The 24,352-nt window shown below is 74.4% G+C and carries 26 protein-coding genes; 14 read left to right on the top strand and 12 right to left on the bottom strand.

Translation table 11 applies throughout. The features are described 5' to 3' along the window. The first annotated feature begins 159 nt into the window (after window positions 1-159). Window positions 160-1,146, top strand: a complete 987-nt coding sequence (locus tag ACIRVF_RS14775; protein ID WP_402816744.1) for an NAD-dependent epimerase/dehydratase family protein — start codon at window positions 160-162, stop codon at window positions 1,144-1,146. A gap of 20 nt (window positions 1,147-1,166) precedes the next feature. Here ACIRVF_RS14775 and ACIRVF_RS14780 read toward each other — a convergent pair whose 3' ends face one another. Next, complete coding sequence (locus tag ACIRVF_RS14780; RefSeq protein ID WP_402816855.1) at window positions 1,167-3,164, bottom strand: AAA family ATPase; 1,998 nt, start codon at window positions 3,162-3,164, stop codon at window positions 1,167-1,169. A 382-nt stretch (window positions 3,165-3,546) separates the two neighbouring features. Continuing rightward, a complete protein-coding gene (locus tag ACIRVF_RS14785; protein WP_402816857.1) occupies window positions 3,547-4,143 on the bottom strand; it encodes a uridine kinase in 597 nt (198 codons plus the stop codon). A 289-nt stretch (window positions 4,144-4,432) separates the two neighbouring features. Between ACIRVF_RS14785 and ACIRVF_RS14790 the strand changes: the two genes are divergently transcribed. Continuing rightward, a complete protein-coding gene (locus ACIRVF_RS14790; protein WP_402816746.1) occupies window positions 4,433-5,596 on the top strand; it encodes an acyl-CoA dehydrogenase family protein in 1,164 nt (387 codons plus the stop codon). 98 nt (window positions 5,597-5,694) lie between these two features. Here ACIRVF_RS14790 and ACIRVF_RS14795 read toward each other — a convergent pair whose 3' ends face one another. Then, window positions 5,695-6,213, bottom strand: a complete 519-nt coding sequence (locus tag ACIRVF_RS14795) for a hypothetical protein (RefSeq protein WP_402816748.1) — start codon at window positions 6,211-6,213, stop codon at window positions 5,695-5,697. A gap of 230 nt (window positions 6,214-6,443) precedes the next feature. Between ACIRVF_RS14795 and ACIRVF_RS14800 the strand changes: the two genes are divergently transcribed. The 5 genes from ACIRVF_RS14800 (at window position 6,444) to fxsA (ending at window position 11,413) form a co-directional block, all read left to right on the top strand. Next, the gene (locus tag ACIRVF_RS14800) at window positions 6,444-6,884 is read left to right on the top strand and encodes an Lrp/AsnC family transcriptional regulator (protein ID WP_030058365.1); all 441 of its coding nucleotides are present in this window, start codon (window positions 6,444-6,446) and stop codon (window positions 6,882-6,884) included. Between the two features lie 31 nt (window positions 6,885-6,915). Further along, entirely contained in the window at window positions 6,916-8,520 is a 1,605-nt protein-coding gene (locus ACIRVF_RS14805) for an amidohydrolase (protein WP_402816750.1), read from the top strand. A 42-nt stretch (window positions 8,521-8,562) separates the two neighbouring features. Beyond that, the gene (locus ACIRVF_RS14810) at window positions 8,563-9,015 is read left to right on the top strand and encodes an N-acetyltransferase (RefSeq protein WP_402816752.1); all 453 of its coding nucleotides are present in this window, start codon (window positions 8,563-8,565) and stop codon (window positions 9,013-9,015) included. 111 nt (window positions 9,016-9,126) lie between these two features. Continuing rightward, window positions 9,127-10,779, top strand: coding sequence for an apolipoprotein N-acyltransferase (lnt, locus tag ACIRVF_RS14815; protein ID WP_402816859.1), 1,653 nt, complete (start codon window positions 9,127-9,129; stop codon window positions 10,777-10,779). Window positions 10,780-10,834: 55 nt separating this feature from the next. Then, entirely contained in the window at window positions 10,835-11,413 is a 579-nt protein-coding gene (fxsA, locus tag ACIRVF_RS14820; RefSeq protein ID WP_402816754.1) for an FxsA family membrane protein, read from the top strand. 72 nt (window positions 11,414-11,485) lie between these two features. Here the strand turns inward: fxsA and ACIRVF_RS14825 are convergent, their stop codons facing one another. The 3 genes from ACIRVF_RS14825 to ACIRVF_RS14835 all read right to left on the bottom strand — a co-directional run bounded on the left by ACIRVF_RS14825 (window position 11,486) and on the right by ACIRVF_RS14835 (window position 14,073). Continuing rightward, window positions 11,486-11,860 (bottom strand): RNA polymerase-binding protein RbpA, encoded by a 375-nt coding sequence (locus ACIRVF_RS14825; protein ID WP_030279777.1) that lies wholly within the window; start codon window positions 11,858-11,860, stop codon window positions 11,486-11,488. A gap of 277 nt (window positions 11,861-12,137) precedes the next feature. Then, on the bottom strand, window positions 12,138-13,754 hold the full coding sequence (locus ACIRVF_RS14830) for a hypothetical protein (protein ID WP_402816756.1): 1,617 nt from the start codon (window positions 13,752-13,754) through the stop codon (window positions 12,138-12,140). Window positions 13,755-13,878: 124 nt separating this feature from the next. Further along, window positions 13,879-14,073 carry a hypothetical protein gene (locus tag ACIRVF_RS14835; RefSeq protein ID WP_097238968.1) on the bottom strand — a complete coding sequence of 65 codons (195 nt, stop codon included), beginning with the start codon at window positions 14,071-14,073 and terminating at the stop codon, window positions 13,879-13,881. A 402-nt stretch (window positions 14,074-14,475) separates the two neighbouring features. Here ACIRVF_RS14835 and ACIRVF_RS14840 point away from each other — a divergent pair, with 402 nt between their 5' ends. From ACIRVF_RS14840 to ACIRVF_RS14855, 4 genes are all read left to right on the top strand, one after another. Beyond that, entirely contained in the window at window positions 14,476-14,868 is a 393-nt protein-coding gene (locus ACIRVF_RS14840; protein ID WP_402816758.1) for an ankyrin repeat domain-containing protein, read from the top strand. 24 nt (window positions 14,869-14,892) lie between these two features. After that, window positions 14,893-15,468: a GNAT family N-acetyltransferase gene (locus ACIRVF_RS14845; RefSeq protein ID WP_402816760.1), complete on the top strand. Its 576-nt coding sequence runs from the start codon at window positions 14,893-14,895 to the stop codon at window positions 15,466-15,468. A 95-nt stretch (window positions 15,469-15,563) separates the two neighbouring features. Continuing rightward, window positions 15,564-16,637 (top strand): serine hydrolase domain-containing protein, encoded by a 1,074-nt coding sequence (locus tag ACIRVF_RS14850; protein ID WP_402816762.1) that lies wholly within the window; start codon window positions 15,564-15,566, stop codon window positions 16,635-16,637. A gap of 106 nt (window positions 16,638-16,743) precedes the next feature. Further along, window positions 16,744-17,244, top strand: a complete 501-nt coding sequence (locus ACIRVF_RS14855) for an NUDIX domain-containing protein (protein WP_402816764.1) — start codon at window positions 16,744-16,746, stop codon at window positions 17,242-17,244. Window positions 17,245-17,254: 10 nt separating this feature from the next. Here ACIRVF_RS14855 and ACIRVF_RS14860 read toward each other — a convergent pair whose 3' ends face one another. The 3 genes from ACIRVF_RS14860 to ACIRVF_RS14870 all read right to left on the bottom strand — a co-directional run bounded on the left by ACIRVF_RS14860 (window position 17,255) and on the right by ACIRVF_RS14870 (window position 19,653). Further along, window positions 17,255-17,902 carry a vitamin K epoxide reductase family protein gene (locus ACIRVF_RS14860; RefSeq protein WP_402816766.1) on the bottom strand — a complete coding sequence of 216 codons (648 nt, stop codon included), beginning with the start codon at window positions 17,900-17,902 and terminating at the stop codon, window positions 17,255-17,257. Window positions 17,903-17,997: 95 nt separating this feature from the next. Then, on the bottom strand, window positions 17,998-18,813 hold the full coding sequence (locus tag ACIRVF_RS14865) for a DsbA family protein (protein ID WP_402816768.1): 816 nt from the start codon (window positions 18,811-18,813) through the stop codon (window positions 17,998-18,000). A 168-nt stretch (window positions 18,814-18,981) separates the two neighbouring features. Further along, window positions 18,982-19,653, bottom strand: coding sequence for a hypothetical protein (locus ACIRVF_RS14870; RefSeq protein ID WP_402816770.1), 672 nt, complete (start codon window positions 19,651-19,653; stop codon window positions 18,982-18,984). A 151-nt stretch (window positions 19,654-19,804) separates the two neighbouring features. Here ACIRVF_RS14870 and ACIRVF_RS14875 point away from each other — a divergent pair, with 151 nt between their 5' ends. Further along, entirely contained in the window at window positions 19,805-20,764 is a 960-nt protein-coding gene (locus ACIRVF_RS14875; RefSeq protein WP_402816772.1) for a CHAD domain-containing protein, read from the top strand. Between the two features lie 121 nt (window positions 20,765-20,885). On the opposite strand, the gene ACIRVF_RS14880 is transcribed toward ACIRVF_RS14875, so the two are convergent. Next, window positions 20,886-21,659 (bottom strand): uracil-DNA glycosylase, encoded by a 774-nt coding sequence (locus ACIRVF_RS14880; RefSeq protein ID WP_402816774.1) that lies wholly within the window; start codon window positions 21,657-21,659, stop codon window positions 20,886-20,888. Window positions 21,660-21,812: 153 nt separating this feature from the next. Here ACIRVF_RS14880 and ACIRVF_RS14885 point away from each other — a divergent pair, with 153 nt between their 5' ends. Together ACIRVF_RS14885 and ACIRVF_RS14890 are read left to right on the top strand one after the other, a co-directional pair. Next, window positions 21,813-22,823, top strand: coding sequence for a slipin family protein (locus ACIRVF_RS14885; protein ID WP_402816776.1), 1,011 nt, complete (start codon window positions 21,813-21,815; stop codon window positions 22,821-22,823). 72 nt (window positions 22,824-22,895) lie between these two features. Then, the gene (locus ACIRVF_RS14890; RefSeq protein ID WP_402816778.1) at window positions 22,896-23,348 is read left to right on the top strand and encodes a CBS domain-containing protein; all 453 of its coding nucleotides are present in this window, start codon (window positions 22,896-22,898) and stop codon (window positions 23,346-23,348) included. A 60-nt stretch (window positions 23,349-23,408) separates the two neighbouring features. Here ACIRVF_RS14890 and ACIRVF_RS14895 read toward each other — a convergent pair whose 3' ends face one another. Both ACIRVF_RS14895 and ACIRVF_RS14900 read right to left on the bottom strand, forming a co-directional pair. Beyond that, a complete protein-coding gene (locus ACIRVF_RS14895) occupies window positions 23,409-23,819 on the bottom strand; it encodes a PaaI family thioesterase (protein WP_402816780.1) in 411 nt (136 codons plus the stop codon). Between the two features lie 32 nt (window positions 23,820-23,851). Next, window positions 23,852-24,340 carry a TetR family transcriptional regulator C-terminal domain-containing protein gene (locus ACIRVF_RS14900; protein WP_402816782.1) on the bottom strand — a complete coding sequence of 163 codons (489 nt, stop codon included), beginning with the start codon at window positions 24,338-24,340 and terminating at the stop codon, window positions 23,852-23,854. Window positions 24,341-24,352 lie beyond the last annotated feature (12 nt).

The following is a 24,352-nucleotide window of genomic DNA, read 5'->3' on the forward strand; positions in this document are numbered from 1 at the left end:
GGCACACGGCGCCGTGCGCTGACGTCCGCGGTCGTGCGCGGTCGTGTGCGGTCGTGCGCTGACGTTCGCCGTCGTTTCGCCGTCGTTTCGCCGACGGCGATTCTGCCCACAGCAGGCAACGGTTCCCGTGCCGGCCACCCCCGGAGGAGGGTGGCCGGCATGAGACTGCTGCTGCTGGGTGGAACGAAGTTCGTCGGACGGGCCGTCGCCGAGGAGGCGCTCGCCAGGGGCTGGGAGGTGACGGCCCTCAACCGCGGCACGCAGCCCGCCCCCGAGGGCGTGCGGGTGCTGCTGGGCGACCGCACCGCCGAGGACGGCCTCGCGGTGCTCGGCACGGGGGAGTGGGACGCGGTGGTGGACACCTGGTCCTGGGCCCCGGCGGCGGTGCGCGACAGCGCCCGGCGGCTGAACGGCCGGGTCGGCCACTACGCGTACGTCTCCAGCCGGTCGGTGTACGACGACCCGCTGCGCCCCGGGGCGGACGAGGAGGCCCCCGTGGTGCCCGCCTCCCCGGACCTCACCGGCGAGGTGCCCTACGCCGAGGCCAAGCGCGGTGCCGAACTGGCCCTGGAGGACGAGTACGGCGGGAGCGCCCTGCTGGTCCGCGCCGGGCTGATCCTCGGCCCGTACGAGAACATCGGCCGGCTGCCCTGGTGGCTGAACCGGATCGCCCGCGGCGGGCCGGTGCTCGCCCCCGGCCCGCGCGACCTGCCGCTGCAGTACATCGACGGCCGCGACCTCGCCGCCTGGACCCTGGACGCCGTGGCGGCCCGGCTGGGCGGCCCGTACAACGTGGTCAGCCCGGCCGGCCACACCACCATGGGCGGGCTGCTGGAGGCCTGCGTCCGGGCCACCGGCTCGGCTGCCGAGCTGCGCTGGACCGACCCCGAGCGGATCGTGGCGGCGGGGGTGCAGCCGTGGACGGAGCTGCCGGTCTGGCTGCCGCCGGGCGAGCTGTACGACTCCGTGCACGGTTGCTCGGTCGCCCGCGCCGTCGACGCGGGGCTTCGTTGCCGTCCGGTCGCCGAGACGGTCGAGGACACCTGGGCCTGGCTGCGCTCGATCGGCGGCGACGCCCCCCAGCGGGAAGACCGGCCGACCGTCGGGCTCGACCCCGAGCGGGAGGCGGAGCTGCTCAAGGAGTGACGCGAGCGGGGGAGTTGACGTCAGCCCCGGCCGTCGATCAGCTCCCCGTACGCCTGTACCACGTCCGGCAGCCGCAGGGTCGCCAGGTCCTCCCGGCCCGGCGGCTCGCGCAGCAGTGACAGCCGCAGGTCCCGGTAGGCGCAGGACTTCTCGTACAGGGTGCGGATGAACCGGCCGTTGCCCAGCTCGTCGATCCAGCCCTCGCGCACCACGTGGGTGCAGATGCTGGCCAGTTCCTCGGCCGCGTCCTCGTCCCAGCCGTCGCCGTCCCGGCCGGCCAGCGCCGCGCCGATCGCGGTCAGCTCGTTCGGCCGGTAGCTGGGGAAGTCGACCCTGGTGGTGAAGCGGGAGTTGAGGCCCGGGTTGGTGGCGAGCAGCCGGTTCATCCCCTCGGGATAGCCGGCCAGGATCACCACCAGCCGGTCCCGGTTGTCCTCGGCCCGCTTCAGCAGCACCTGGAGCGCCTCGTCGCCGTAGGCGTCGCCCTTGGTGTAGCCGGAGTTGGAGAGGCTGTACGCCTCGTCGATGAACAGCACGCCGTCCAGCGCGGAGTCGATCAGCTCGTTCGCCTTGACCGCGGTCTGGCCGAGGAACTCGCCCACCAGATCGGCTCGTTGGGCTTCCACCAGGTGGTCGCCGGAGAGCAGGCCGAGGGCGTGGAAGACCCGGCCGAGGATCCGCGCCACGGTGGTCTTGCCGGTGCCGGAGGGGCCGGAGAAGACGAAGTGCCGCTTCGGCGGCTGGACCGGCAGCCCCTGCTCGGCGCGCAGTCCCGACATTTTCAACTGGGCGGACAGCGCCCGCACTTGGCGCTTGACCGGCTCCAGGCCCACCATCAGCGAGAGCTCAGCCAGCGCCGCGTCCAACTCCCGTTCGTCGCCCGCGGGTCGCGGTGCCGGCGGGGGAGCGGTGCGGGGCTGCGCCGCCCCGCGCACCGGCAGCGGCAGGGCGGCTGCGGGCACGACCGGGACGCCCGAGCCGGAGCGCTCGCCGGCGGCCTGCGGCGCGCCGTCCACCGGGGCCGCGGCGTCCGGTCCGGGCCCGGTGAGCGGGCCGTCGACCAGGGTGGCGTCCACCGAGGCCCCGCCGCCGACGGGGGCGGTCCCGGTGCCGAACTCGGTGTCGTAGAGCGGCCCCTCGGCGTAGCCGGTGTCGTCCTGGTACCCCTGCTCGCCGCTCGACCCGGCGCCGCTCGACCCGGCGCCGTCCAGCCCTCCGCCGTCCAGTCCCACCACGTCCGGCCCCGTGAGGTCCGGCCCCAGCGCCTCCGGCCCGCCCGGGCGCCCGCCCGCCAGCAGTCCGTCCGCGAGCGCGTCCTCCGCCGAGATCGCCGCCAGCCGGGCCGAGGTGTCCATGAACGCCGGATCCGCCCGGTGCACCGCCCGGTACAGCGGCAGCGCCGCGGCGCTGCGCCCGGCCCCCTCGTACGCCCGGGCCAGCCAGTACCGCAGTTCCTTGCGCTGGGGCTGCTCGGAGCGGCAGCGCGCCAGCGAGGCGGCCAACGGGCCCTGCGCCTGGGCGCACATGTCCAGCCGCACCCGGGCCATGCCGGCGAACAGTCCGGCCTCGATGCCCAGCAGCGGGTCGTCCAGGAGCCGGTCGGTGTCCCGGATCAACTGCTCCCAGTCCTTGAGCAGGTAGGACCGGCAGGCGTACAGGAACTGGGCGGACGGGTCCTCGCTGGGCGCCGGGCACTGCTCCAGCGCCCGGTCGAGCTCGGCCAGGTGGCGGCCGTCCAGCCAGTGCGAGGCGTGCGCCAGCGCGAGGTCGCGGGCGTCCTCCAGTACAGGCTGCACCCACCAGCCCAGCCAGTACCAGGAGCTGAGCGGGCGCCGGTGAAGCCGCCGCTGTTCGCCGAAGCGCTTCTGGTTGCGGTACATGGCCAGCAGGGCCGCCGAGGTGTCGCTGCGCAGCGCGTGCAGCCCGAGCCAGGCGTCGGCCATGCCCGGGTCCAGCCGGACGGCCGCCCGGAACTCCTCCTCGGCCCGGGTGTAGGCGCCCGCCGTGTAGGCGTCCATGGCACGCAGCCAGGCCCGGTCGGCGAGCCGGTCCGGGCGGCCCGCCGTGCTGTCGGAACTGTCCACCGTCGTCACTCACGCCCCCCGCGGTGTGGCCCGGGGCCCGGCCGGCGGATCGCAGCGCGCAGGGCCGGTGGTCGGAAGCCCCCGGGGCGCATGTGCGCCTACCGGAATCGTACCGGCGCGGGGCTGATCCGGAAGGGTGCCGTGCAGGGTCAAATGCGATTGTGCGTACGGTGGTTGAGCAGGCGAATGGCCGAAAAACCGCTGACCGGCAGGGGTGGGGGAGCGGACCGGACGGCGCCCCCGGCTCACGGGGGAACAAGCCGGGGACGCCGGGTCCGAGGCGCCGGAACGGTGGGTTCCGGCGGCTGAGGAGAACCTAAATCCTGGTGATGTCGCAGGTCAAGGGGCTAGTTGAAGTTTCACCGACGGTGCCCGGCAGGATCCGCCCGGTCACTCCGTCGACCCGCGTCGCCGCGAACGGCCGGCTCGGGTCGGCGGCGAAGTGCGCCGCCTCCGCGCGGGCCCAGCGGGCCCAGAACCCGGCGAGTTCCGGCCCGTCCCGTTCCTCGCCGCGCCGCCGGGCCGCAGCGGCCTCCAGCTCCATCCAGATCACCCGGGCCAGCCACGGCCGCACCTCCCGGCGCCCCGCGCCGACGCCCTCCACCAGCACCACCGGGGCGAGCGGCACCGGCGCGGTGCCCTCGAAACGGCTCAGCGTCCAGTCGTAGACCCGGTGTTCGGCGTCCCGGCCGGCCGCCAGCGGCTCCAGCACCTGCTCCCGCAGCCGCCCGGTCCATTCGAAGAGCTCGGTGTGGGTGGCCAGGTCGTCCAGGTGCACCACCGGCGCCCCGCCGAGTGCCGCCGCCAGCCGCCCGGCGAAGGTCGTCTTGCCGGAGCCGGCGTGCCCGTCCACCGCGACCAGCCGCACCGGCCCGCAGGACGGCGGCAGTGCGCGCAGCTCGGCGGCGAGCACGTCGAGCGCGTCGAGCGCGTGGAGCCCGTCCGGTCCGGGAGCGGACGGGCGACGGGTGGGAACGGTTCCGGATACAGCCACAACGTCAACCCTACGGTGCCGTAGCCCACCACTGCGGACAGTTCATCTGTGCTGGTCGTGACGGCGGCGCGGCTTTCGGGCATACTCGCCTTCGCCACGCCTGTGAACGGCCGTTCACCGCAACCCGGTGCCGGTCGGGCCGACCTGCCACACCCGCGCCGGACCCGCCACCCCGGGCCGGCGCCCGATCGAGGAGGCGACCCCCGCCATGACCCCCTCCCCCGTGAAAGCCGTGGAGCGCCAGCTGCCCAGCGAGGAGGCCCGCGAACTGCTGAGCCTCACCCGGGACCTGGTCCAGCGCGAGCTCCAGCCGCGCGCGGCGGAGGACGAGGCCGCCGGCCGCTTCCCCCGGGAAACCTTCCGCACCCTCGGCGAGGCCGGTTTGCTGTCCCTGCCGTACGACGAGAAGTACGGCGGCGGCGAGCAGCCCTACGAGGTGTACCTCCAGGTCCTGGAGGAGCTCGCGTCCGGCTGGCTGGCCGTGGGCCTCGGCGTCAGTGTGCACACCCTGTCCTGCCACGCGCTGGCCACCTTCGGCAGCGAGGAGCAGCGCGAGAAGTGGCTGCCCGGCATGCTCTCCGGCGAGCAGCTCGGCGCCTACTGCCTCTCCGAGCCGCAGTCCGGCTCGGACGCGGCCGCCCTGCGCACCCGCGCCGACCTGGACGGCGAGGAGTACGTCGTCAACGGCACCAAGGCGTGGATCACCCACGGAGGCCAGGCCGACTTCTACAGCGCCCTGGTGCGCACCGGCGCCGAGGGCGCCAAGGGCATCAGCTGCCTGCTCGTCCCCGGTACCCAGCAGGGCCTGTCGGCCGCGCCGCCGGAGCACAAGATGGGCATGCGGTCCTCGCCGACCGCCCAGCTGCACTTCGACGGCGCCCGGGTCGCCCGCGAGCGGCTGATCGGTGAGGAGGGCCAGGGCTTCCAGATCGCGCTGGCCGCGCTGGACTCCGGCCGCCTCGGCATCGCCGCCTGCGCGATAGGCGTCGCCCAGGCCGCGCTCGACCTCGCGGTCGACTACGCGCGCACCCGGCGCCAGTTCGGCCGCCCGATCGCCGAGTTCCAGGGCCTGTCCTTCATGCTCGCCGACATGGCCACCCAGATCGAGGCCGGGCGCTCGCTCTACCTCGCCGCCGCGCGGCTGCGGGACGCGGGCCGGCCGTTCTCCAAGGAGGCGGCGATGGCCAAGCTGTTCTGCACCGACACGGTGATGCGGGTGACCACCGACGCCGTCCAGGTGCTCGGCGGCTACGGCTACACCCAGGACTTCCCGGCCGAGCGGTACATGCGCGAGGCCAAGGTGCTGCAGATCGTCGAGGGCACCAACCAGATCCAGCGCCTGGTGATCGGCCGCCACCTCACGCAGGGCTGAGCCCTTCCCCGATGCGGCCTCCGGCCGTCACTCCAGGGTGCGGAGTGACGGCCGAAGGCGGTTCCACGTAGCGTCAACCGGCTTGCGGAGAACGGGAGTCAGCGGCGCGCCAGGCGCCGGCGCTGCTCCGGGATGGTGGCCAGCGGCGCGGCCGCGGGGGCGGTCCGCACGGCCTTGGCCTGGACGGCGACGGTGGTGGCGGCGGCCGCGCTGCGCACCGGGCGGTGCACCAGCGCGTGCGAGAACGGCTGGGTGCGCCAGTCGAGCCCGCTCGGCAGCTTGAACAGCGCGTCGAAGCCGGACGGTTCGGCGTCCTCGGGGGTCTCCACCTCGGCCAGGTCGTCGGTCGGCGCGCCCGAACCGGGGCAGACGGCGGGGGCGAAGGGGTTCCAGGAGGTGGGCAGCAGCGCGTGCTGCGGCAGCCGCTCCTCGTCCGCCACCAGGGCGATCGGGCGACGGCACTCCGGGCAGTGGACCCGGAAGATGTCCCAGTTCTCGGCCTCGCCGGGGTCGGTACCCGGCGCGTGATCGACCGCGTGATCGACCCCGAGGTCGTCGCGGCCGGTCATATCGTCGGTCTCGTCGGCGGCCAGCACGCGCTGGTCAGTAGCAGGCATGAGGATCCCCCTAGGATCGGGCCCGGCGTGGTCGCTCAGGGCCACAACCAGCACTTCCCTGCCGCCCGGGCTCATAATCCTGCGGAGTTGTGCACCGCGATGCACCGGGTGTGTCCTTGGCCACACCCCCCGCCACATTCACCCGGCAATTGCCCGCGTGACACCTGCAATCCGACTGTGTGCCACCACCGTGCGCCCCCCGTGCCCCCGACCCGGTAGGTTTGCGCACTGTGGAGGATCTCGACCAACGCATCGTCCAGCTGCTCCTGGAGGACGGCCGGATGAGCTACACGGACCTGGGCAAGGCCACCGGCCTGTCCACCTCGGCGGTGCACCAGCGGGTGCGCCGCCTCGAACAGCGCGGGGTGATCCGCGGCTACACCGCGATCATCGACCCCGACGCCGTCGACCTGGCGCTGACCGCGTTCATCTCGGTCAAGCCCTTCGACCCCAGTGCCCCCGACGACACCCCGGACAGGCTGGCCGGCCTGCCCGAGATCGAGGCCTGTCACAGCGTCGCCGGTGACGAGAACTACATCCTCAAGGTGCGGGTCGGAGCCCCCGGCGACCTGGAGGACCTGCTCGCCCGCATCCGCAGCGCCGCCGGAGTGTCCACCCGCACCACCGTCGTCCTCTCCACTCCCTACGAGGCGCGACCCCCGAAGCTCTGACCAGGAACGGGAGGGGTGCAGACTTAGCGGCATGACCGAACGCACCTCCCGGACCGTCCTGCTGCGCGGCGGCGCCGTCTACAGCCCCGCCGACCCCTTCGCCACCGCGATGCTCGTGGAGGGCGGGCACATCGCCTGGGTCGGCAGCGACGGCGCCGCCGAGGCGTACACCGGCACCGCCGACGAGATCGTCGAGCTGGACGGCGCGCTGGTCACCCCCGCCTTCGTCGACGCCCACGTGCACGCCACCGCCACGGGCCTGGCGCTCACCGGTCTCGACCTCACCGGCAGTCCCTCGCTGGCCGCCGCCCTGGCCGCCGTCACCGCCTTCGTCGAGGGGGAGGAGCCCGGCGGGGTGCTGATCGGCCACGGCTGGGACGAGACCGGCTGGCCCGAGGGCCGCCCGCCCACGCTCGCCGAACTCGACGAGGCCGCCCGCGGCGCCGCCCTCTACCTCTCCCGCACCGATGTGCACTCCGCGCTCGCCACCACCGCGCTGCGCACCCTCACCGAGGGCCTGGCCGGGCGCCCCGGCCACGACGCCGAGGGCCCGCTCACCAAGGACGCCCACCACGCCGTCCGGCGGACCGCCCTCGCCCACCTCACCCCCGAGCAGCGCCGGCAGGCCCAGCGCGCCACCCTGACCCGCGCCGCCGAACTCGGCATCGGCGCGCTGCACGAGTGCGCCGGTCCGGAGATCTCCTCCGAGGCGGACCTGACCGCCCTGCTGGCCCTGGCCGCCGAAGGTGACGGACCGGAAGTCTTCGGCTACTGGGGCGAGTTGGGCGGCATCGAGACCGCCCGCAGGCTCGGTGCGGTGGGCGCCGGCGGCGACCTCTTCGTGGACGGCGCGCTCGGCTCGCGCACGGCCTGCCTGCACGCCCCCTACACCGACGCCGAGCACACCGGCACCGCCTACCTGACCGCCGAGCAGGTCGCCGACCACGTCGCCGACTGCACCGGGGCCGGCCTGCAGGCCGGCTTCCACGCCATCGGCGACGCCGCCGTGGCCGCCGTGATCGAGGGCGTGCGGGCCGCCGGCGAGCGGGTGGGAGCCGACCGGGTCAGGGCGCTGCGCCACCGGGTCGAGCACGCCGAGGCGCTCGACGACAAGGCCATCGCCGCCTTCGCCGAGCTCGGCCTCACGGCCTCCGTCCAGCCCGCCTTCGACGCCGCCTGGGGCGGCCCGGAGGGCATGTACGTCCAGCGCCTGGGCGCCGAGCGGGCCGCCGGCCTCAACCCGTACGCGGCTCTGCTGCGGGCCGGCGTCCCGCTGGCCTTCGGCTCGGACGCCCCGGTCACCCCGCTCGACCCCTGGGGCACCGTCCGCGCCGCCGCCTTCCACCGGACCCTGGAGCACCGGATCTCCGTCCGCGCCGCCTTCACCGCCCACACCCGCGGCGGCTGGCGGGCGATCGGCCGCGACCAGGACGGCGTGCTGGTCCCCGGCGCGGTCGCCAACTACGCGATCTGGGCCGCCGACGAACTGGTCGTCCAGGCCCCCGACTCCCGGGTGGCCGGCTGGTCCACCGACCCGCGCTCCGGCACCCCCGGCCTGCCGGACCTCACCCCGGGCCGCGAACTGCCGGTCTGCCTGCGCACGGTGGTCCGCGGCCGCACCGTGCACCAGCGATAAACCGGATGAGCGGGCCGGTCGGCGCCTCGTAGGTTGCTCACCATGACCGAACTGGTACCCGCCGACTTCACCGTCCCGCGCGAGCTGCTCGCCCCGGAGTTCCGCCTGGAGCCCCTGGGCGAGCAGCGCAACGCCTCCGACCACGCCGCCTGGACGGGCAGTATCACGCACATCCGCGCCACCCCCGGCTGGTCCGGCCGCGGCTGGCCGCCCGCCGACGGCATGCCCCCGGAGCGCAACCTCGCCGACCTGCGCCGCCACGCCGCCGATTTCGAGGCCCGCCGGGGCTTCACCTACACCGTCCTGGAGCCGGACGGCGCCGAGGTGATCGGCTGCGTCTACATCTACCCGGACCGCGAGGACCCGGCCGTCGTGTCGGTCAGCTCCTGGGTCCGCGCCGACCGCGCCGAGCTGGACGCCCCGCTGTACCGCGCCGTCTCCGCCTGGCTCACCGACCACTGGCCGCTGGGGCGCTTCGTCTACGCCGAGCGCTGACCCCCGGCCCCCTCCTTACCACCCTCACCTCACGCCTCCCCGACGTTCCGGGGTACCTTCTTCGCACAGCGTCCGAACAGCAAGCCCCAGGAAGATGGTGCGCCGGTGGCCATTCCCGTCACCCAGGAGCGGTCCGGGACCGCTCCCGAGCCACAGGACCCGGCCCCGAAGGCCGGTCGCGGCGCCCGCACCCTCGCCAAGGTCCGCGCCGGGCTGCCGCGCACCGGCCTGGCCGCGCTGGCAGGTCTGCTGCTCGCGCTCGCCTTCCCGCCGTACGACCTGTGGCCGCTGTCGCTGCTCGGCGTCGCCGCGCTCTCGCTGCTCACCCGCGACCGCACCTTCCGCCAGGGCGCCTGGACGGGCTTCGCCTTCGGTTTCCCGTTCTTCCTGATGCTGCTCAGCTGGCTGCGGGTGGTCGGCTGGGACGCCACGGTCGGTCTGTCCGTCATCGAGGCGCTGTTCCTGGCCCTGCTCGGCGGCGCACTGGCCCTCACCTCCCGGCTGCCCGGCCGGCCGCTGTGGGCCGCCGCCCTGTGGGTCACCCAGGAGTGGGCGCGCGACCGGCTGCCGCTCGGCGGCTTCCCCTGGGGCCGCCTCGCCTTCGCCAACACCGCCACCCCGTACACGCCGCTCGCGGCGATCGGCGGCGCGCCCCTGGTGACCTTCGCCGTCGCGCTCTCCGGCACCCTGCTGGCCTGGGCGGCGCTGCGCCTGCGCGGGCCGGGCCGGGCCCGTGGGTCCGGCCTTCGGGCGGCCGCGCCGGCGGTGCTCGGCGCGGTGGCCGCCCTGCTGGTCGGCTACCTCGTCCCGGTGCCCACCGCCGCGAACGACACCGTCAAGGTCGCCATCGTCCAGGGCAACGTGCCGAACCCGGGCATGGACTTCCTCGGCCGCCCGATGATGGTCCTCAACAACCACGCCTCGGCCACCGAGCGCCTCGCCGCCGACATCCAGGCCGGCAAGCGGCCGCGCCCCGACGTGGTGATCTGGCCGGAGAACTCCTCCGACCTCGACCCGTTCAGCGACCCGCTGGCCCGGCAGCGCATCGACGAGGCGGTCAAGGCCGTCGGCGTGCCCACCCTGGTCGGCACCCTGGTGGACGGCCCGGACGCCCAGCACGTCCAGAACGAGGGCATCGTCTGGGACCCGGTCACCGGCCCGGGCGCCTCCTACACCAAGCAGCACCCCGTCCCGTTCGGCGAGTACGTGCCGTTCCGTGCCGAGCTGATGAAGGTGATCACCCGCCTCCAGCGGGTCGCCCGGGACTTCTACCCCGGCGACCACAACGGCGTGATGCAGCTCGGCCCGGCGAAGATCGGCGACGTGATCTGCTTCGAGGTGGCCTACGACGAGATCGTCCGCGACACCGTGGACAGCGGCGCCCGCGTCCTGGTGGTCCAGACCAACAACGCGACCTACGCCAAGACCGGCCAGCCCGAGCAGCAGCTCGCGATGAGCCGGCTGCGCGCGGTCGAGCACGGCCGGGCCGTCCTGATCGCCGCCACCAGCGGCATCAGCGCGGTGATCGCCCCGGACGGCACCGTCGAGCAGCGCACCGCGGAGCTGACCCCGGCCGAGCTGTCCGCCACCGTCCCGCTGCGCGACGGCACCACGGTGGCCGACCGGGTCGGCGCCCTCCCGGAGTGGACGCTGGCCATCGGCGGCCTGCTGGCCTGCGGTGCCGCCCTCCTGGTCGGCCGTCGCCGGAAGCCGGCGGTCGGAACACCGGCCGCCGGGGGATCGTTGAACCAGGTGGTGCCGTAGCCGGCCCGGACCTCCCGTGCGGCGCGCAGAGCACCGCTTGGAGTGGATTCGTACCGTGACCCAGCAAGCTACGCCCACCCGTCCGGTCCCGCGCAGCAGGCTCCGCCGGGTGCTGCCGCTGCTGATCACCGCCTGGCTGGTGCTGGAGATCTGGCTGCTGGTCCTGGTGGGCTCGTGGCTGGGCGGTTTCGCCGTCCTGCTGCTGCTCATCGCCGGCGGGGTGATCGGTGGCTCGCTGATCAAGCGGGCCGGACTGAAGGCGCTGTCGGCGGCGATCGAGCAGAGCAAGGACCCCCGGTCCGAGCAACCGCAGACCGGCACCACCATGACCGTCCTGGCCGGGCTGCTGCTGATCGTCCCCGGCTTCCTGTCCGACCTGGTCGCCCTGACCCTGCTGTTCCCGCCGACCCGGGCGCTGTGGCGGGCCGTCGGCCGCAAGGTCGCGGACAAGGCGATCCGCAGCACCTCGCCGGTGGGCGCCGCCCCCTTCGCGGACGCGGTGCGGCTGCAGGAGCAGCTGCGCATCCACCGCCCGGACGGGAAGGTGATCCAGGGCGAGGTGGTCGACCCGGAGACCGGCCCGCGCGGCCCGCAGGGCCCGGACACCACCTACCGCCCGCCGATCAACGGCTGACAACGCGAAAGGGACCCTGGTGACCAGGGTCCCTTTTCGCGTCCTCCCGCACGCGGCGGGAGCGAGGTGTTGTCAGGCGCTCTTGCGGGTGTCCCGCGGGTGCACCGCGAGGTTCATCCCACCGGAGCGGAGCACGGCCAGCCGCTCGGCCAGCACCTCCTCCAGCTCCTCGCGCGTCCGGCGCTCCATCAGCATGTCCCAATGGGTGCGCGTGGGCTTGACCTTCTTCTCCTCCGGCTCGTCACCGTCGAGAAGTGCCGCCTCCTGGCCACAGAAGCGGCATTCCCACACCGGGGGGATCTCCGCTTCGACCGAGAAAGGAACCTCGAATCGGTGTCCGTTCTGACATGCGTACTCGACGGTCTGGCGGGGAGCCAGATCGATACCACGGTCGGTCTCGTAGCTAGTGGCCCCGAGTCGCGTGCCGCGGAGAGCTCGCTCGCTCATGAATCGTGCCTCCCGGGCTTATGGCCCACAGGACTAGTGGTCGCTGTTCTTCGTCGTTCGGTCAACGCTCGGCTTCCGACGAAGATTCCCGTCCCGGGACATGCGTCGTCTGTCGTGCCGCCCCTGTTTGTACCCACCAGCGCCCGATTTGTCACATCTGGCCGGGGATATCACCCCGGGTGTCACCTATTTCACATCTGGTGATCGTGGGGACTTTCTGTGACGAGCGTACCGGGCGGCCGTTCGGCGCCGCCCGCCGACCCCGCTTCCCGCGGGATCAGGAGATCGGTCGGGAACGGATCATCGGCTCGGCCTTGCCGAGGTCGACCTGGTGGTGCGACGGCGCGGTGCCGTCCGCCCGGACCACCGGCGGGCGGTCCGGGCGGGGCGGCGCGGCGGGGGCCGCCTCGGTCCTGCTGTCGCGGTGCGGCAGCAGGGCGATCACGGCGTCCCGCAGCTGGGCCGGGGCCTCGTCGTCGAGCGGGTCGACGGTGGCCGGCACCTGGAGCCGGACGGGGGCACCGTTGCCGATCCGGGCGTAGCCGCGGCCGACCGGGGCGTGCGCGGCGGGCACGATGTCCAGCGGGGCGCCGAGCGCGGCCCGGCCCTCCTCGGAGCCGGCCGGGCCGAGCAGTACCCGGGCCCGGGTGGTGGCGAGGACGGTCGGGGTGATCCGGTCCCGGGCCTCGACGTCGTCGGCGATCACCACGGTGACCCGGGCGGCCCGGCCGTGCCGCAGCGGGAGCTCCAGCAGGTCCTGCGGGTCGGGGCGGCCCTCGGCGCGGGCGAGTTCGCCCAGCTCGGTCGGGTGGTCCAGCAGCAGCCACAGCGGCCGGGTGACGTCCTCGGGCAGGCTGGCGCCGGTGTGCCGGGAGGCGTTCAGCGCGGCGAGCCGGCGCTCGGTCTCCTGGGCCGCCCAGTTCAGCGCGGCCAGCGCGCCGTGCAGGCTGGTCTCCACGGTGTGCACGCCGGGCCGGTTGACCAGGCAGGCGTGCTCCCCGGTGCCGGCGCCGTCGATCACCACCAGGTCGCCGTACGGCAGGGCCTGGAGCGCGATCGAGCGGATCAGGCTGGAGGTGCCGTAGCCGGCGACGCCGAGGGCGAGCAGGTGGGGCTCGGAGGAGCGCGGGCCGGTGCGCCAGACCACCGGGGGCTGCTGGGTGACGACGCCGCCCTGGGCGACCGGGATGGTGCGGGCGGTCCCGTCCTCGTCGGTGAAGCCGAGCACGATCTCGCCGGGGGCGGCCACGAAGCGCTGGGCGACGACGTCGGTGGGCAGCGGGGCGAGCGCGGTGATCCGCAGCCGGTTGGACTCCTCGTCCCAGTCGAAGCGGTACTCCCGGGCCCGCCCGGCCTTGCCCTGGACGACCTGCTCGATCCGGGCCCGGGCGGCGGGCTCGGTGTCGGTGAAGTAGGCGGGGTAGCTCAGCTCCAGCCGGGACAGCCGGCCCTCGGCGTCGAACTCCCACGAGCCGAAGGCCTTCTTGTAGGAGCCCTCGAAGTGGTACAGCGGGTTGGCGTCCTCGGGCCCGCACAGGTACGGGGTGAGGGCCGAGTAGAGGGCGCCGAGCTTGATGTCGGCCACGTCGGGCGCGGGCGGGGCGGGGGCCGCCTTGGGGGCCCGGCCGGCCCAGGCGGCGCTGGCCATCAGGGCGATCAGTGCGAACAGCAGGCCGTGCGGCAGCAGGTAGATCCCGATCAGCATCGCGGCGGACAGGAACAGCGTCGGGCCGCGGCGTTCCTTCGGGGTGGCCTGCCAGCGGTCCTTGGCCCAGCCGGCGTGGTGGCGCAGCCCGCGGCCGATCACGGCGAGCGGGGCGAACATGTCGGTGGCGTGGTCCCCGGCGGTGCGGGCGAACTCGCGGCCCTTGACGAGGTGGCGGTGGAGCGGCATTCCGTGACTCCCCGGTCGAGTGGGACGGGTGGGACGGGCTGGGGTGAGGGGGGACTGCTCGTGGTACGACGGGGCCCGGGGCGGTGGGATCCGCGCCCGGGCCGGTGGGGGAGTGGCGGCGCGCCTAGAACCGGATGCCGCCGAGCAGGCTCGCCAGGCTGGCGCCGCCCGCGGTGATGCTCGGGGCGATCGAGGAACCGGCGACGTAGAAGCCGAAGAGGGCGCAGACGATGGCGTGGGAGACCTTTAGTCCGTCCCTGCGGAAGAACAGGAAGGCGATGGTGCCGAACAGGACGATGCCGGAAATCGAGAGGATCACTTCTGCTCCTCGGGGAGGGGGACGGGGACAGTGTTACGTAAAGTGCACTTATCGTGACAAAAAGTAATAGATGATGGAACGGCGCAAATGGGTGGTTTCGCCGTGTGGTTCCGCCGGGAAGCCGGACGGCGGCATGCGAACCGGCCCGGGTGGGGGCGGTTGTCGCGCGGATGTCACGAGGAATCGGTGCCGACGCATTCCCGGCCGGCGGGTGGGAAGTTTCCGGGGGGTCCCGGAAGTTCGCTCGAACGGCCGCGCGATCCGTTCGGCCGTCCGTCGTACCGGGTTCCGGGCCGGCGCGGCCGTGATCCGGAATCCGGACGCCGGGTGGCCCGGTCCGCCGCCGACCGCTACGGTGCGGTACGCACGAACCCCGCCAGACCCCTGGAAAGGCAGTCCGCCATGACCGATGCCCCCGACGCCGAGGTGATCGCGCTCGCCGGGAAGCTGTTCGACGCCGCCCGGGCCGGCGACACCGCCACCCTGACCACCGCCGTCGACGCGGGCGTCTCCGCGGACCTCACCAACGGCAGCGGCGACACCCTGGTCATGCTCGCCGCCTACCACGGCCACGCGGCCACCGTCGAAGCCCTGCTCCAGCGCGGTGCCGACCCGAACCGCGCCAACGACAAGGGTCAGACCCCGCTGGCCGGGGCCGTCTTCAAGGGCGGGGCGGAGGTCGTCGACGCCCTGCTGGCCGGCGGCGCCGACCCCAGGGCCGGCGTCCCGTCCGCCGTCGACGCCGCCGCGATGTTCGGCAGGACCGAGCTGCTGGCCCGGTTCGAGGGCCGCTGAGCCGAAGCCGTAGGCTCTTCCACCATGGAGAGCACCGCCACCGAGGTCACCGGCACCGTGGTCACCGCCACCGAGGTCACCGGCACCGTGGTCACCGCCACCGAGGTCACCGGCGCCGTCGAGTTCCGCATCACCGGGTACGCCCACCCCGACGCACAGGCCCTGTCGGCGGAGGTGCAGCAGGAGTACGTCCGCCGCTACGGGGACCCGGACGAGACGGTGATGCACCCCGAGGACTTCGAGGTGCCGGCCGGTCTGTTCATGATCGCGTACCTGGACGGCCGCCCGGTCGCCTGCGGCGGCTGGCGGGCCAAGCAGGCCGGCCCGGACGGGCTGCGCGACGGGGACGCCGAGCTGAAGCGGATGTTCGTGATACCGGACGCCCGCGGGCGGGGCCTGGCCCGGGCGATGCTGCGCCGGCTGGAGGAGACCGCCGTCGAGGCCGGGCGCACCCGCTTCATCCTGGAGACCGGCACCGAGCAGCCCGAGGCGATCGCGCTGTACGGCTCCGAGGGCTACGAGGCGATCCGCAAGTTCGGCATCTACAAGGACCACCCGCAGAGCATCTGCATGGGCAAGGAGCTCGCGGCGGCGGTCTGAACGGTCGCGGTCGCGGTCGGGCGTCGACGGCGGGGGTGCCGGCGGCGGGGGTGCCGACGGGTCTGGGCGGTGCGCGCGCCGGGTAGACACCGGTGGTGAGCCACCAACCGCCCGACACCGAACGGCTTCCCGCCCTCGCCGCGCCCGGCGGCCAGCTGGACCGACTGGTCCGCGAGGGTGTGCGCACTCTCGGGGCCGGCGCCGTCTGGGCCGTCGGCGACGCCGGGGGCACGCTCGGCGGCGGTGGCCACGGCGCGCTCGGGCAGGGCCCGTACGCGCGGCTCGCCGCCGGGCCGGACACGCTGTACGACCTCGCCAGCCTCACCAAGATCGTGGCGCTCTGGCCCTGCGCCGGGGTGCTGTGGCGGGCCGGGCGGCTGCCGCTGGACGAACCGCTCGGCCGCTGGTGGCCGCCCACCGCCGGGCGGCCGGCCGGTGCGGTGACGGCCCGTCAACTCCTCGCCCACACCGCCGGTCTGCTCCCGTACACCCGCTTCGAGCAGCTCTACGGGCGGGCACCGGCGGCGATCCGGGCCGGGGTGATCGCGGCCCCGCTGCACCGCGCGCCGGGGACCGCCGTCGAGTACACCGACCGCGCCGCCGTACTGCTCACCTACCTGGTCGAGGACCTCGGCGGCGCCCCACTGGACGAACTCGCCGCCCGCTGGGCCTGGCGGCCGCTGGGCATGGCCGACACCCGCTACGGGCCGCTCGACGCCGCGGACACCGCCCGCACCGCGCCCACCGAGTACGACCCGTCGGCCGGCGCCCACCTGCGCGGCGTGGTGCACGACCCCTCCGCCCGGTTGCTCGGCGGCGTCTCCGGCAACGCCGGGGCCTTCTCCACCGCCCCCGACCTCGCCCGCTTCCTCACCGCCCTGCTCGCCCCGCCGCCCCGACTCCCCTGGGGCGAACCGTGGATCACCGAATCGCTGCGCGAACAGACCGGCGGCCTCGCTCCCGCCCGCGGCCTGTCCTGGCTGTACGCCCCGGGCACCGGTCCCGCCGAGGGCACCTTCGTCCACTACGGCTTCACCGGTACCGGCATCTGGGTCTCCCGCCGGCTCGGCCGCTGGGCCCTGCTGCTCACCAACCAGGTGCACCACAGCCGGATCACCCAGTCCCTCACCGACCTGCGCAACGCCTTCCGGCGGGCCGTCTTCGGGTGAGACGAGCGCGCAACCCGATCGGGTGGATTAGGTACGAACCGCCTTTCGCGCAGCGGCGGTCGGGGCAGGGTGGCCGCGACGGAGGACGGCCGGCGGAGGAGGCGCGATGACGGACACCTGGGAGCTCTCGGAGGAGGAGTGGCTCTCCCGGATGGTGCGCGCCTACATCGGCTGCAGCGTGCTCCTCACCGACCGGGACGGCAAGGTCCTGCTGCTGAAGGCCAGTTACCTCGACCAGTGGCAGTTCCCCGGCGGCGGGATGGACCCGGGGGAGGGGCCCGCCGAGTGCGCGGCCCGGGAACTGTGGGAGGAGACCGGGCTGGTGGCGCGGGACCTGCGGTTGCTGGTGGTGGAGTGGCGCGAGGCGATCCCCGACCAGGGCCGACACGCCCACCCGGCCGTGCACTTCATGTTCGACGGCGGCGTGGTCGAGCCGGGCGCGGTGGTCCGGCTCCAGGCGGAGGAGATCGCCGACCACGGCTACTTCACCCCGGCCCGGGCGGCCGCCCTGCTGCACCCCTGTGCGGCGGGCCGGCTCACCGGGGCCCTGGAGGCCCGGCGCACCGGCGCGGCCACGCTGCTGCACTCGGCGGGGTACGTGGGGTGAACCCGGGGGGTCAGACCAGGGTGCTCCAGTAGTACCAGAACCGGTTGAGCACCAGCAGGGCGATCACGGCCGCCCACAGCACCGGCAGCGCCCAGTGGTAGCGCGCCGCCTCCCGGACGACCGTCTCCGTCCGCGGCCCGACCGGGACCACGCCGGTGCGCAGGTTGTGCAGCGTGATGTACCAGAACAGCACCACCGTCGTCGCCCACACCACCATGCAGTACGGGCACAGCGCGCCGATGCCGTACAGCGACTGGTCGATCAGCCAGTGGGTGAACACGATGCCCAGGGTGGTCCCGGCCTGCAGGCCCAGCCAGAACCAGCGCCGGTAGGCGGCACCGGCCAGCAGTCCCGCGCCGATCGCCGCCAGCGCGCCGAAGGCGGCCAGGCCGAGCAGCGAGTTCGGGAAGCCGAACACCGCGGCCTCCTCGGTGCGCATCACCGAACCGCAGCTGATGATCGGATTGATGTTGCAGCTGGGGACGTACGACGGGTTCTCCAGGATGCGGAGCTTGTCGAAGGTCAGCACGGCCGAGGCGGTGAGGCCGACCAGTCCGCCGAGGAACAGCAGCAGGGCGAGAGCCCGGCTCGCGCCGATCGGGCCGGGGCCGGCGGCGTCGGGGGCGGGGCGGGAGAGAGGCACGGTGGTCGCGGTCATGACAGCACACTCCGGGGCTGGCTGGGAGGGGCCGGTCCGGCCGGGAGTTCGGCCGGACCGGTGGTGCCGTGCGGTGCAGCGCGGGGCGGTGCGGCCTACTGGAGGCCGGCGGCCTGCTTGACCTGGGCGGTGAACTGCTCGGGGGACGCCGCGGCGTTGCCCGTGAACAGGTTGATCGGCTTGCCGTCCACCTTGACCGTCGGGGTGCCGGTCACCTGGCTGTTGTTGAACGCGTCGGCCACCTTCGCCGCCCACGGCGCGTACGTCCGGTCGGTGACCGCCTTCACGAAGGCGTCCGTCTTCAGCCCCGGCACCTGGCCCGCCAGGTCCAGCAGGTGGTTAACGTCGCCGAAACCGTCCTCGCGCTCGTCCGGCTGGTTGGCGTACAGCACGTCGTGGAACGCCTTGAACTTGTCCACGCCCTCGTTCAGCGCGGCTCCGGCCGCGGCGAGGGCGGTGCGCGAGCCCTTGCCGCCGAGGTTCTTGTCCAGGAAGGCGGCCAGATGGAACTCCACCTTGATCCGGCCGTCCTGGGTCAGCTCCTTGACCGTCTGGCCGTTCGCCGCCTCGAAGTGCTTGCAGACCGGGCAGCGGAAGTCCTCGTACACCTCCATGGTGTGCGGGGCGTCGGCCTTGCCGTAGGTGATCACCGTGCCGTCCGGACCGGTGGCGTTGGCCGGCACGACCAGCGGGGCCGCGGAGGCGGCCGCGGCGGCCGGGTCGTCCTTCTTCGAACCGGTGTTGATCGCGAGCGCCACACCGCCCGCCAGGGCGAGCACGACGACGGCGGAGACCGAGACGACGATCCGCTGACGGCGCTTGGCGGCCTGCTGCTCGCGGCGCTGCGCCTCCTGGATGCGCTCGCGGGCGCTGATGCGCTTGGCCTCGCGCTTGGTGGGGTTCTGAGCCATGGGGAAGTCAACTCCTGTACGCGGCGCGCGGGTGCGCGCGGGTGGCCGCACAGCCGGGTGCGGCGGGGACAAGTGACGCGGGAGTTGGGCGCACTGCCTGGGGCGTACGGGACCGTGCTCCAAGGAGACGTGCGCACGGAACCGTGGGCACGGGAGCGGGGTACGCGCTCAGCAGGCAGGCGCGAGGACCGGCGGACCACGCCGGGGAGCCGGGCTCAGCACCACGTCCTCGCGGCGCGGCCGCTCGTGGTCCGACACCGGCAGCGGCACCCGCAGCACCGGGCGCACCGGAGCGGGGACCAGCAGGACGAGCAGCGCCCGAAGCGGGCGGGCCACCGACTGGCGCAGCGCGCGCAGCGCCCGGGCCAGGCCGGTCAGCGCGGAGTCGCCCAGCCGCAACCAGGCGGAGGCCGCCAGCGCGATCACCAGGTGCACCAGCAGGAGCAGCAGCTGGGTCGCGGCGGGCGCCAACTGTCCGGCGTGGCCCAGCGGGGCCCCCAGCAGCGAGCCGTCCACCGAACCGCCGCCGCAGACCAGCAGGTTCACCCCGCGCGCGGAGACGTGCTCGGACAGCACCGGCCCACAGCCGGTCTGCCCCAGGTTGAAGGTGGTGTTGAGCAGCAGCTCGACCGGCACCATCACCCCGGAGATGTGCAGCAGCCGTCGCTCCCCGCCGGCCGGCACGGCCGCGACCAGGAACACCACGGCACTCGCCGTGGCCACCAGCGACAACGGCAGCGGGCGACCGGTGATGACGACCTGGCCCAGAGCGGCCATCGGCACGGCGAGCGCGGTGAACACCGCGGCCCGCAGGGCCCTGGTCGCATGGGTGGAGGTCATCACGCTCCGGAGTATGCCATGCCCCTTACGGCGGACACGAGAGCGCGTACGCATACGGCGTCCGGGTGATGCCTCCTCAGGCCACCGAGCGGTCGACAGGACGGCCCGCGCGACTAGCCTGGAAGACATCCCGGCGAGGGGGTGCACACGCATGGCGAGGCCCGACACCACGGTCGGACAGGTGCTGCTGGACCGCATCGAGGCCCAGGCGGTGGTGCTCGCCGGACTGGACGACGCCGTCCGAGCGGACGAAGCCGACGCGGTCCACCGGATGCGGGTCGCCTGCCGGCGGCTGCGCAGCGCCCTGCGGACCTTCCGTCGCCTCCTCGCCCCCGGCGCCACTGACGCCCTGGTCGCCGACCTGCGCTGGCTGGGCGCCGCGCTGGGCCGCGCCCGGGACCGCGAGGTGCTGGCCGAACGGCTGGCCGCCCGGGCCCGCGAGCTGCCCGCCGCCTGCGAACCGGAACGGGTCGCGGAGGCCCTGGAACAGTGGGGCCGGGCCGAGTACCGCCGGGTCCGGCCCGAGGTGGTCGCCGCCCTCGACAGCCCCCGCCGCCGCTCCCTCGCCGCGGCTCTGGCCGCCCTGCTCGCCGACCCGCCGCTGCGCCCCCGGGCCGCCCGCGCCGCCGCCCCCGAACTCGCCCGCATCGCCGCCCGCGAGCAGCGCCGGACGGCCCGCCGCGTCCGCACCGCCCTCGCCGCCGGTCCCGGGCACCGCGACCGTGCCCTGCACGAGGCCCGCAAGGCCGCAAAACGCGCCCGCTACGCCGGAGAGACGGCCGCCTCCGCCGTCGGCCCGGTGGCGGAGCGCTACGTGGAGCGGATGAAGGCCGTCCAGGAACTGCTGGGCGAACACCAGGACGCGGTGGTCGCCGCTGCGGCCCTGGCCGACCGAGCCGCCGAGGACGGCGAGCCCTTCGCCTACGGGGTGCTCTACGCGGGCCAGCTGGCGACGGCCCAGGAGGCCCGGGGGCGACTGCCGGAGGTGTGGGCGCACGCGGCGAAGCGGAAGTTGACCCGGTTCGGCTGGGCCTGTCCGGCGGATCCCGTCGAAACGGCACGCGGCGCCGCGGCGTGTGCGTCGCAGGCCGGTGACCGGGAGCGCCCGTGACCGGGAGCGCCGGTGACCGGGCTGCGAGGTGCGCCCGTGTCCCCCAGGGGGGCACTCCCGCCGAGGGCTGGGGGACCGGCGGCATCGCGGCCGTCCGACGGTGGGACCGAGGCGCTGGGCGCTAACGGGGCCTGAGCCCCGCCGAGAGGGCCGCCTCGCGGAGCAGGTCGCGGAGCATCGTGGTGGTGAGCCGGCCGGTGTTCGTGTTGCGCGGACTCACGTGGTAGCAGCCGTAGAGCCGCAGGTCGGGGCCGCCGTCGCGGGCCGGGAAGGTGGCCAGGGCGGCGTGGCCGAAGGCGGGGCGGGGGCGCGGGACCACCCAGCCGGCGTCGGCGATCACCGGCAGCATCGCCTGCCAGGCGAAGCCGCCGAGGGCGATGACCGTGCGCACGGTGGGGCGCAGCAGCTCCATCTCGCGGGCGATCCAGGGGCGGCAGGTGTCGCGTTCGGCGGTGCTGGGCTTGTTGTCGGGCGGGGCGCAGCGGACCGGGTCGGTGATCCGGACGCCGTACAGCTCCAGGCCGTCGCCGTGGCGGACGGAGTGCGGGCGGTTGGCGAGTCCGAGTTCGTAGAGGGCCGCGTACAGGAGGTCGCCGGAGGGGTCGCCGGTGAAGATCCGGCCGGTGCGGTTGCCGCCGTGGGCGGCGGGGGCGAGGCCCACCATGACGAGCGGGGCCTCGGGCGGGCCGAAGCCGGGGATGGGACGGGCCCAGTAGTCCCAGTCCTGGTAGGCGCGGCGCTTGGTGCGGGCGGCCTCCTCGCGCCATTCGACCAGCCGCGGGCAGGCCCGGCAGCCGGTGACGACGCGGTCGAGTTCGGCGACTCCGGTGGCGCGGGCGGCGGCCTCGGCGGGGTGACGGGGATGGTTCGGGTCGTCGGCGGGGACCAGCTGCATGGTCCCGATCCTAGGCGGCGCAGCCCGTCCGGTCCGATCGCCGACGGGCAGGCGTAGCGTGGAATCAGTTGCTCCGACGGCCCCGGCCGGTCCGGTCACCGGTCACCGGTCGCCGGAGGCGAGGGTGTGCGCGGAGGCCGCGAGGAGGCCGCGATGATCGTCGATGCGGTGCTGGGGGCGCTCGGGGGGCTGGTCGGGCTGGGGGTGGTCTGGGCGGGGCTGAGCATCCGGGTGGTCCAGCAGTTCCAGAAGGGCGTGGTGTTCCGTTTCGGGCGGGTGCGCGAGGAGGTCCGGGAGCCGGGGCTGGTCGCGCTGATGCCGATCGCGGACCGGCTGCGCCGGGTGAACGTGCAGATCGTGACGATGCCGATCCCGGCGCAGGAGGGCATCACCCGGGACAACGTGACCGTGCGGGTGGACGCGGTGGTCTACTTCCAGGTGCAGGACCCGGTGAAGGCGACGGTCAACGTGCAGGACTACAACTTCGCGATCTCCCAGGTCGCGCAGACCTCGCTGCGGTCGATCATCGGCAAGAGCGAACTGGACGACCTGCTGGCCAACCGCGAACCGATCAACCAGGGCCTGGAGTTGATGATCGACAGCCCGGCGCTGGGCTGGGGCATCCAGATCGACCGGGTGGAGATCAAGGATGTCGCCCTGCCGGAGTCGATGAAGCGCTCGATCGCGCGGCAGGCGGAGGCCGAGCGGGAGCGGCGGGCGCGGATCATCACGGCGGACGGCGAGTACCAGGCCTCGGAGCGCCTGTCGGAGGCGGCGGCGGTGATGAGCGCGACCCCCGCGGCGCTGCAGCTGCGGCTGCTGCAGACCGTGGTGGAGGTGGCGGCGGAGAAGAACTCGACGCTGGTGCTGCCGTTCCCGGTGGAGTTGCTGCGGTTCCTGGACAGTGCGACGGAGTCCCAGCAGCGGGACCTGCTGGCGGCCGCCGCGGTGGCGGCCGCGGCGAAGTCCGCGGAGCAGGCGGTGGAGAGCGGCGAGGTGCCGGAGCCGGACCTCGACCGGGAGCAGCCCAAGCACGAAATCCCGCCGTTGGAGGATCTGTTGGCCCGCTCGCCGTTGGAGGGCAAGGACCTGGAGGGCGGTCGCGCGCAGGCGGACGGGAACGGGGGGCCGGGCGAGCCCGCGGAGCCGGGGGCGATGCCCTGACGGGCGCCCGGTGGCGTGCGGCACCGGCCCGGACCACGATGGACGAGAGGGAGCGAGGTCAGGAGGCGGACCATGACCAGAGCCGGCGACATCATGCACCAGGGCGCGGAGTGCATCCGCGAGCACGAGACGCTCGCGGCCGCCGCCCGGATCATGCGGGAACGGCACGTGGGCGCGCTGCCCATCTGCGGGGAGAACGACAAGCTGCTGGGGATCGTGACCGACCGCGACATCGTGCTGCGCTGCGTCGCGGAGGGGCATGACCCGGCACAGGTGACGGCGGGCGATCTGGCGCTCGGGCGGCCGATGACGGTGGAGGCGGACGAGGACTGCGAGCAGGTGCTGCGCGTGATGGAGCAGTACCAGGTCCGCCGGCTGCCGGTGATCAACCACCCGGAGCACAAGCTGGTCGGAATGATCAGCGAGGCGGACATCGCGCGCGGGCTGCCGCAGGCGCGGCTCGCCGAGTTCGTGGCGGCGGTGTGCGCGGAGGAGCCGCCGAAGAAGGAGGCGCTGCAGGGCTGATCGAGCCGGATGCCCGGGTGCGACCGGGCCCGCTGCCCGCGGGCCGGTCGCACCCGCACGTCAGCCCAGCGCGTAGACCGAGGTGGCCCGGGCGGCCGGCTCCTCGGCGCCCTCGGCGGTGAGGGTCACGTCGAGGAAGGCGATCCGGCGCCCGAGCTTGGTGACCACGGCGTGGACCAGGACGTCCCGGCCGCTGACCGCGCGCTGGAAGCTGCTGGACTGCTGGACGGTGGTCATCGGCGCGAATCCGCCCCGGGCGGCCGAGAGCGCGACCACGCAGGCGGTGTCGGCGGCGGCCATCAGTGCCTGACCGGACAACCCGCCGCCTTCGCGGGCGAGTTGGTCGGACCAGGGCAGTCGCAGCACGGCGTGCCGCTCGCCGGTCCCGACGGTGGTCAGCCCGAGTGCCTGAACCCAGGGGGCGAAGTTGTCGGCGAGGAGCTTGTCCGCCTCGGCGGGGGTGAGGGTCATCACGCCATTGTGCCGGGCGCGTTGGCGCGGTGTCAGGAGGCGGCCAGGGTGTCCAGGTGGCGGCGGAGCACGGCGTGCAGCTCGTCCGGCCCGACCAGGTCGGGGTGCTGGACGGCCTGGAGGGTGAGGCCGTCCAGCAGGGCGGAGAGGCGGCGGGTCTCCAGGTCGAGGTCGAGGCCGGGCGCGAGGGCGCCGGAGCGGTCCGCCTCGACCAGGACGCGCCGGACCAGCTCGTCCAGGCCGGCCTGCAACTCCGCGGCGCGTGGTCGCAGTTCGGGCCGGGTGCGGGCGGCGGTGACGAAGGAGAGCCAGAGCGCGGACTTCTCCCGGCGCTCGGCGTCCAGCGGCAGGGTCTCGGCGAGCAGTCGTACGGCGGGACCGCCGAGTTGGTCCGCGACGAGGCCTCGGGCGGCTGGCGCTGGACGGCCACCGGCACGGACGGCGAGACCGGCCGGTCGGCGGCCGGCCACCCCACCCGGGAGGAGGCCGCGGCGCACGCCGGGGCCTTCCTCGCCGAGCACCGGTAGCCAGGG

Source organism: Kitasatospora sp. NPDC101157 (assembly GCF_044768255.1).
Classification (GTDB): Bacteria; Actinomycetota; Actinomycetes; order Streptomycetales; family Streptomycetaceae; genus Kitasatospora.

Bases quoted from the DNA above. Each gene is read 5' to 3' on its own strand.
- ACIRVF_RS14775 (WP_402816744.1), top strand. From the start codon at position 160: ATGAGACTGCTGCTGCTGGGTGGAACGAAGTTCGTCGGACGGGCCGTC.
- ACIRVF_RS14780 (WP_402816855.1), bottom strand. From the start codon at position 3,164: ATGGACGCCTACACGGCGGGCGCCTACACCCGGGCCGAGGAGGAGTTC.
- ACIRVF_RS14790 (WP_402816746.1), top strand. From the start codon at position 4,433: ATGACCCCCTCCCCCGTGAAAGCCGTGGAGCGCCAGCTGCCCAGCGAG.
- ACIRVF_RS14795 (WP_402816748.1), bottom strand. From the start codon at position 6,213: ATGCCTGCTACTGACCAGCGCGTGCTGGCCGCCGACGAGACCGACGAT.
- ACIRVF_RS14805 (WP_402816750.1), top strand. From the start codon at position 6,916: ATGACCGAACGCACCTCCCGGACCGTCCTGCTGCGCGGCGGCGCCGTC.
- ACIRVF_RS14810 (WP_402816752.1), top strand. From the start codon at position 8,563: ATGACCGAACTGGTACCCGCCGACTTCACCGTCCCGCGCGAGCTGCTC.
- ACIRVF_RS14825 (WP_030279777.1), bottom strand. From the start codon at position 11,860: ATGAGCGAGCGAGCTCTCCGCGGCACGCGACTCGGGGCCACTAGCTAC.
- ACIRVF_RS14830 (WP_402816756.1), bottom strand. From the start codon at position 13,754: ATGCCGCTCCACCGCCACCTCGTCAAGGGCCGCGAGTTCGCCCGCACC.
- ACIRVF_RS14840 (WP_402816758.1), top strand. From the start codon at position 14,476: ATGACCGATGCCCCCGACGCCGAGGTGATCGCGCTCGCCGGGAAGCTG.
- ACIRVF_RS14845 (WP_402816760.1), top strand. From the start codon at position 14,893: ATGGAGAGCACCGCCACCGAGGTCACCGGCACCGTGGTCACCGCCACC.
- ACIRVF_RS14855 (WP_402816764.1), top strand. From the start codon at position 16,744: ATGACGGACACCTGGGAGCTCTCGGAGGAGGAGTGGCTCTCCCGGATG.
- ACIRVF_RS14860 (WP_402816766.1), bottom strand. From the start codon at position 17,902: ATGACCGCGACCACCGTGCCTCTCTCCCGCCCCGCCCCCGACGCCGCC.
- ACIRVF_RS14865 (WP_402816768.1), bottom strand. From the start codon at position 18,813: ATGGCTCAGAACCCCACCAAGCGCGAGGCCAAGCGCATCAGCGCCCGC.
- ACIRVF_RS14870 (WP_402816770.1), bottom strand. From the start codon at position 19,653: ATGACCTCCACCCATGCGACCAGGGCCCTGCGGGCCGCGGTGTTCACC.
- ACIRVF_RS14875 (WP_402816772.1), top strand. From the start codon at position 19,805: ATGGCGAGGCCCGACACCACGGTCGGACAGGTGCTGCTGGACCGCATC.
- ACIRVF_RS14880 (WP_402816774.1), bottom strand. From the start codon at position 21,659: ATGCAGCTGGTCCCCGCCGACGACCCGAACCATCCCCGTCACCCCGCC.
- ACIRVF_RS14885 (WP_402816776.1), top strand. From the start codon at position 21,813: ATGATCGTCGATGCGGTGCTGGGGGCGCTCGGGGGGCTGGTCGGGCTG.
- ACIRVF_RS14890 (WP_402816778.1), top strand. From the start codon at position 22,896: ATGACCAGAGCCGGCGACATCATGCACCAGGGCGCGGAGTGCATCCGC.
- ACIRVF_RS14895 (WP_402816780.1), bottom strand. From the start codon at position 23,819: ATGACCCTCACCCCCGCCGAGGCGGACAAGCTCCTCGCCGACAACTTC.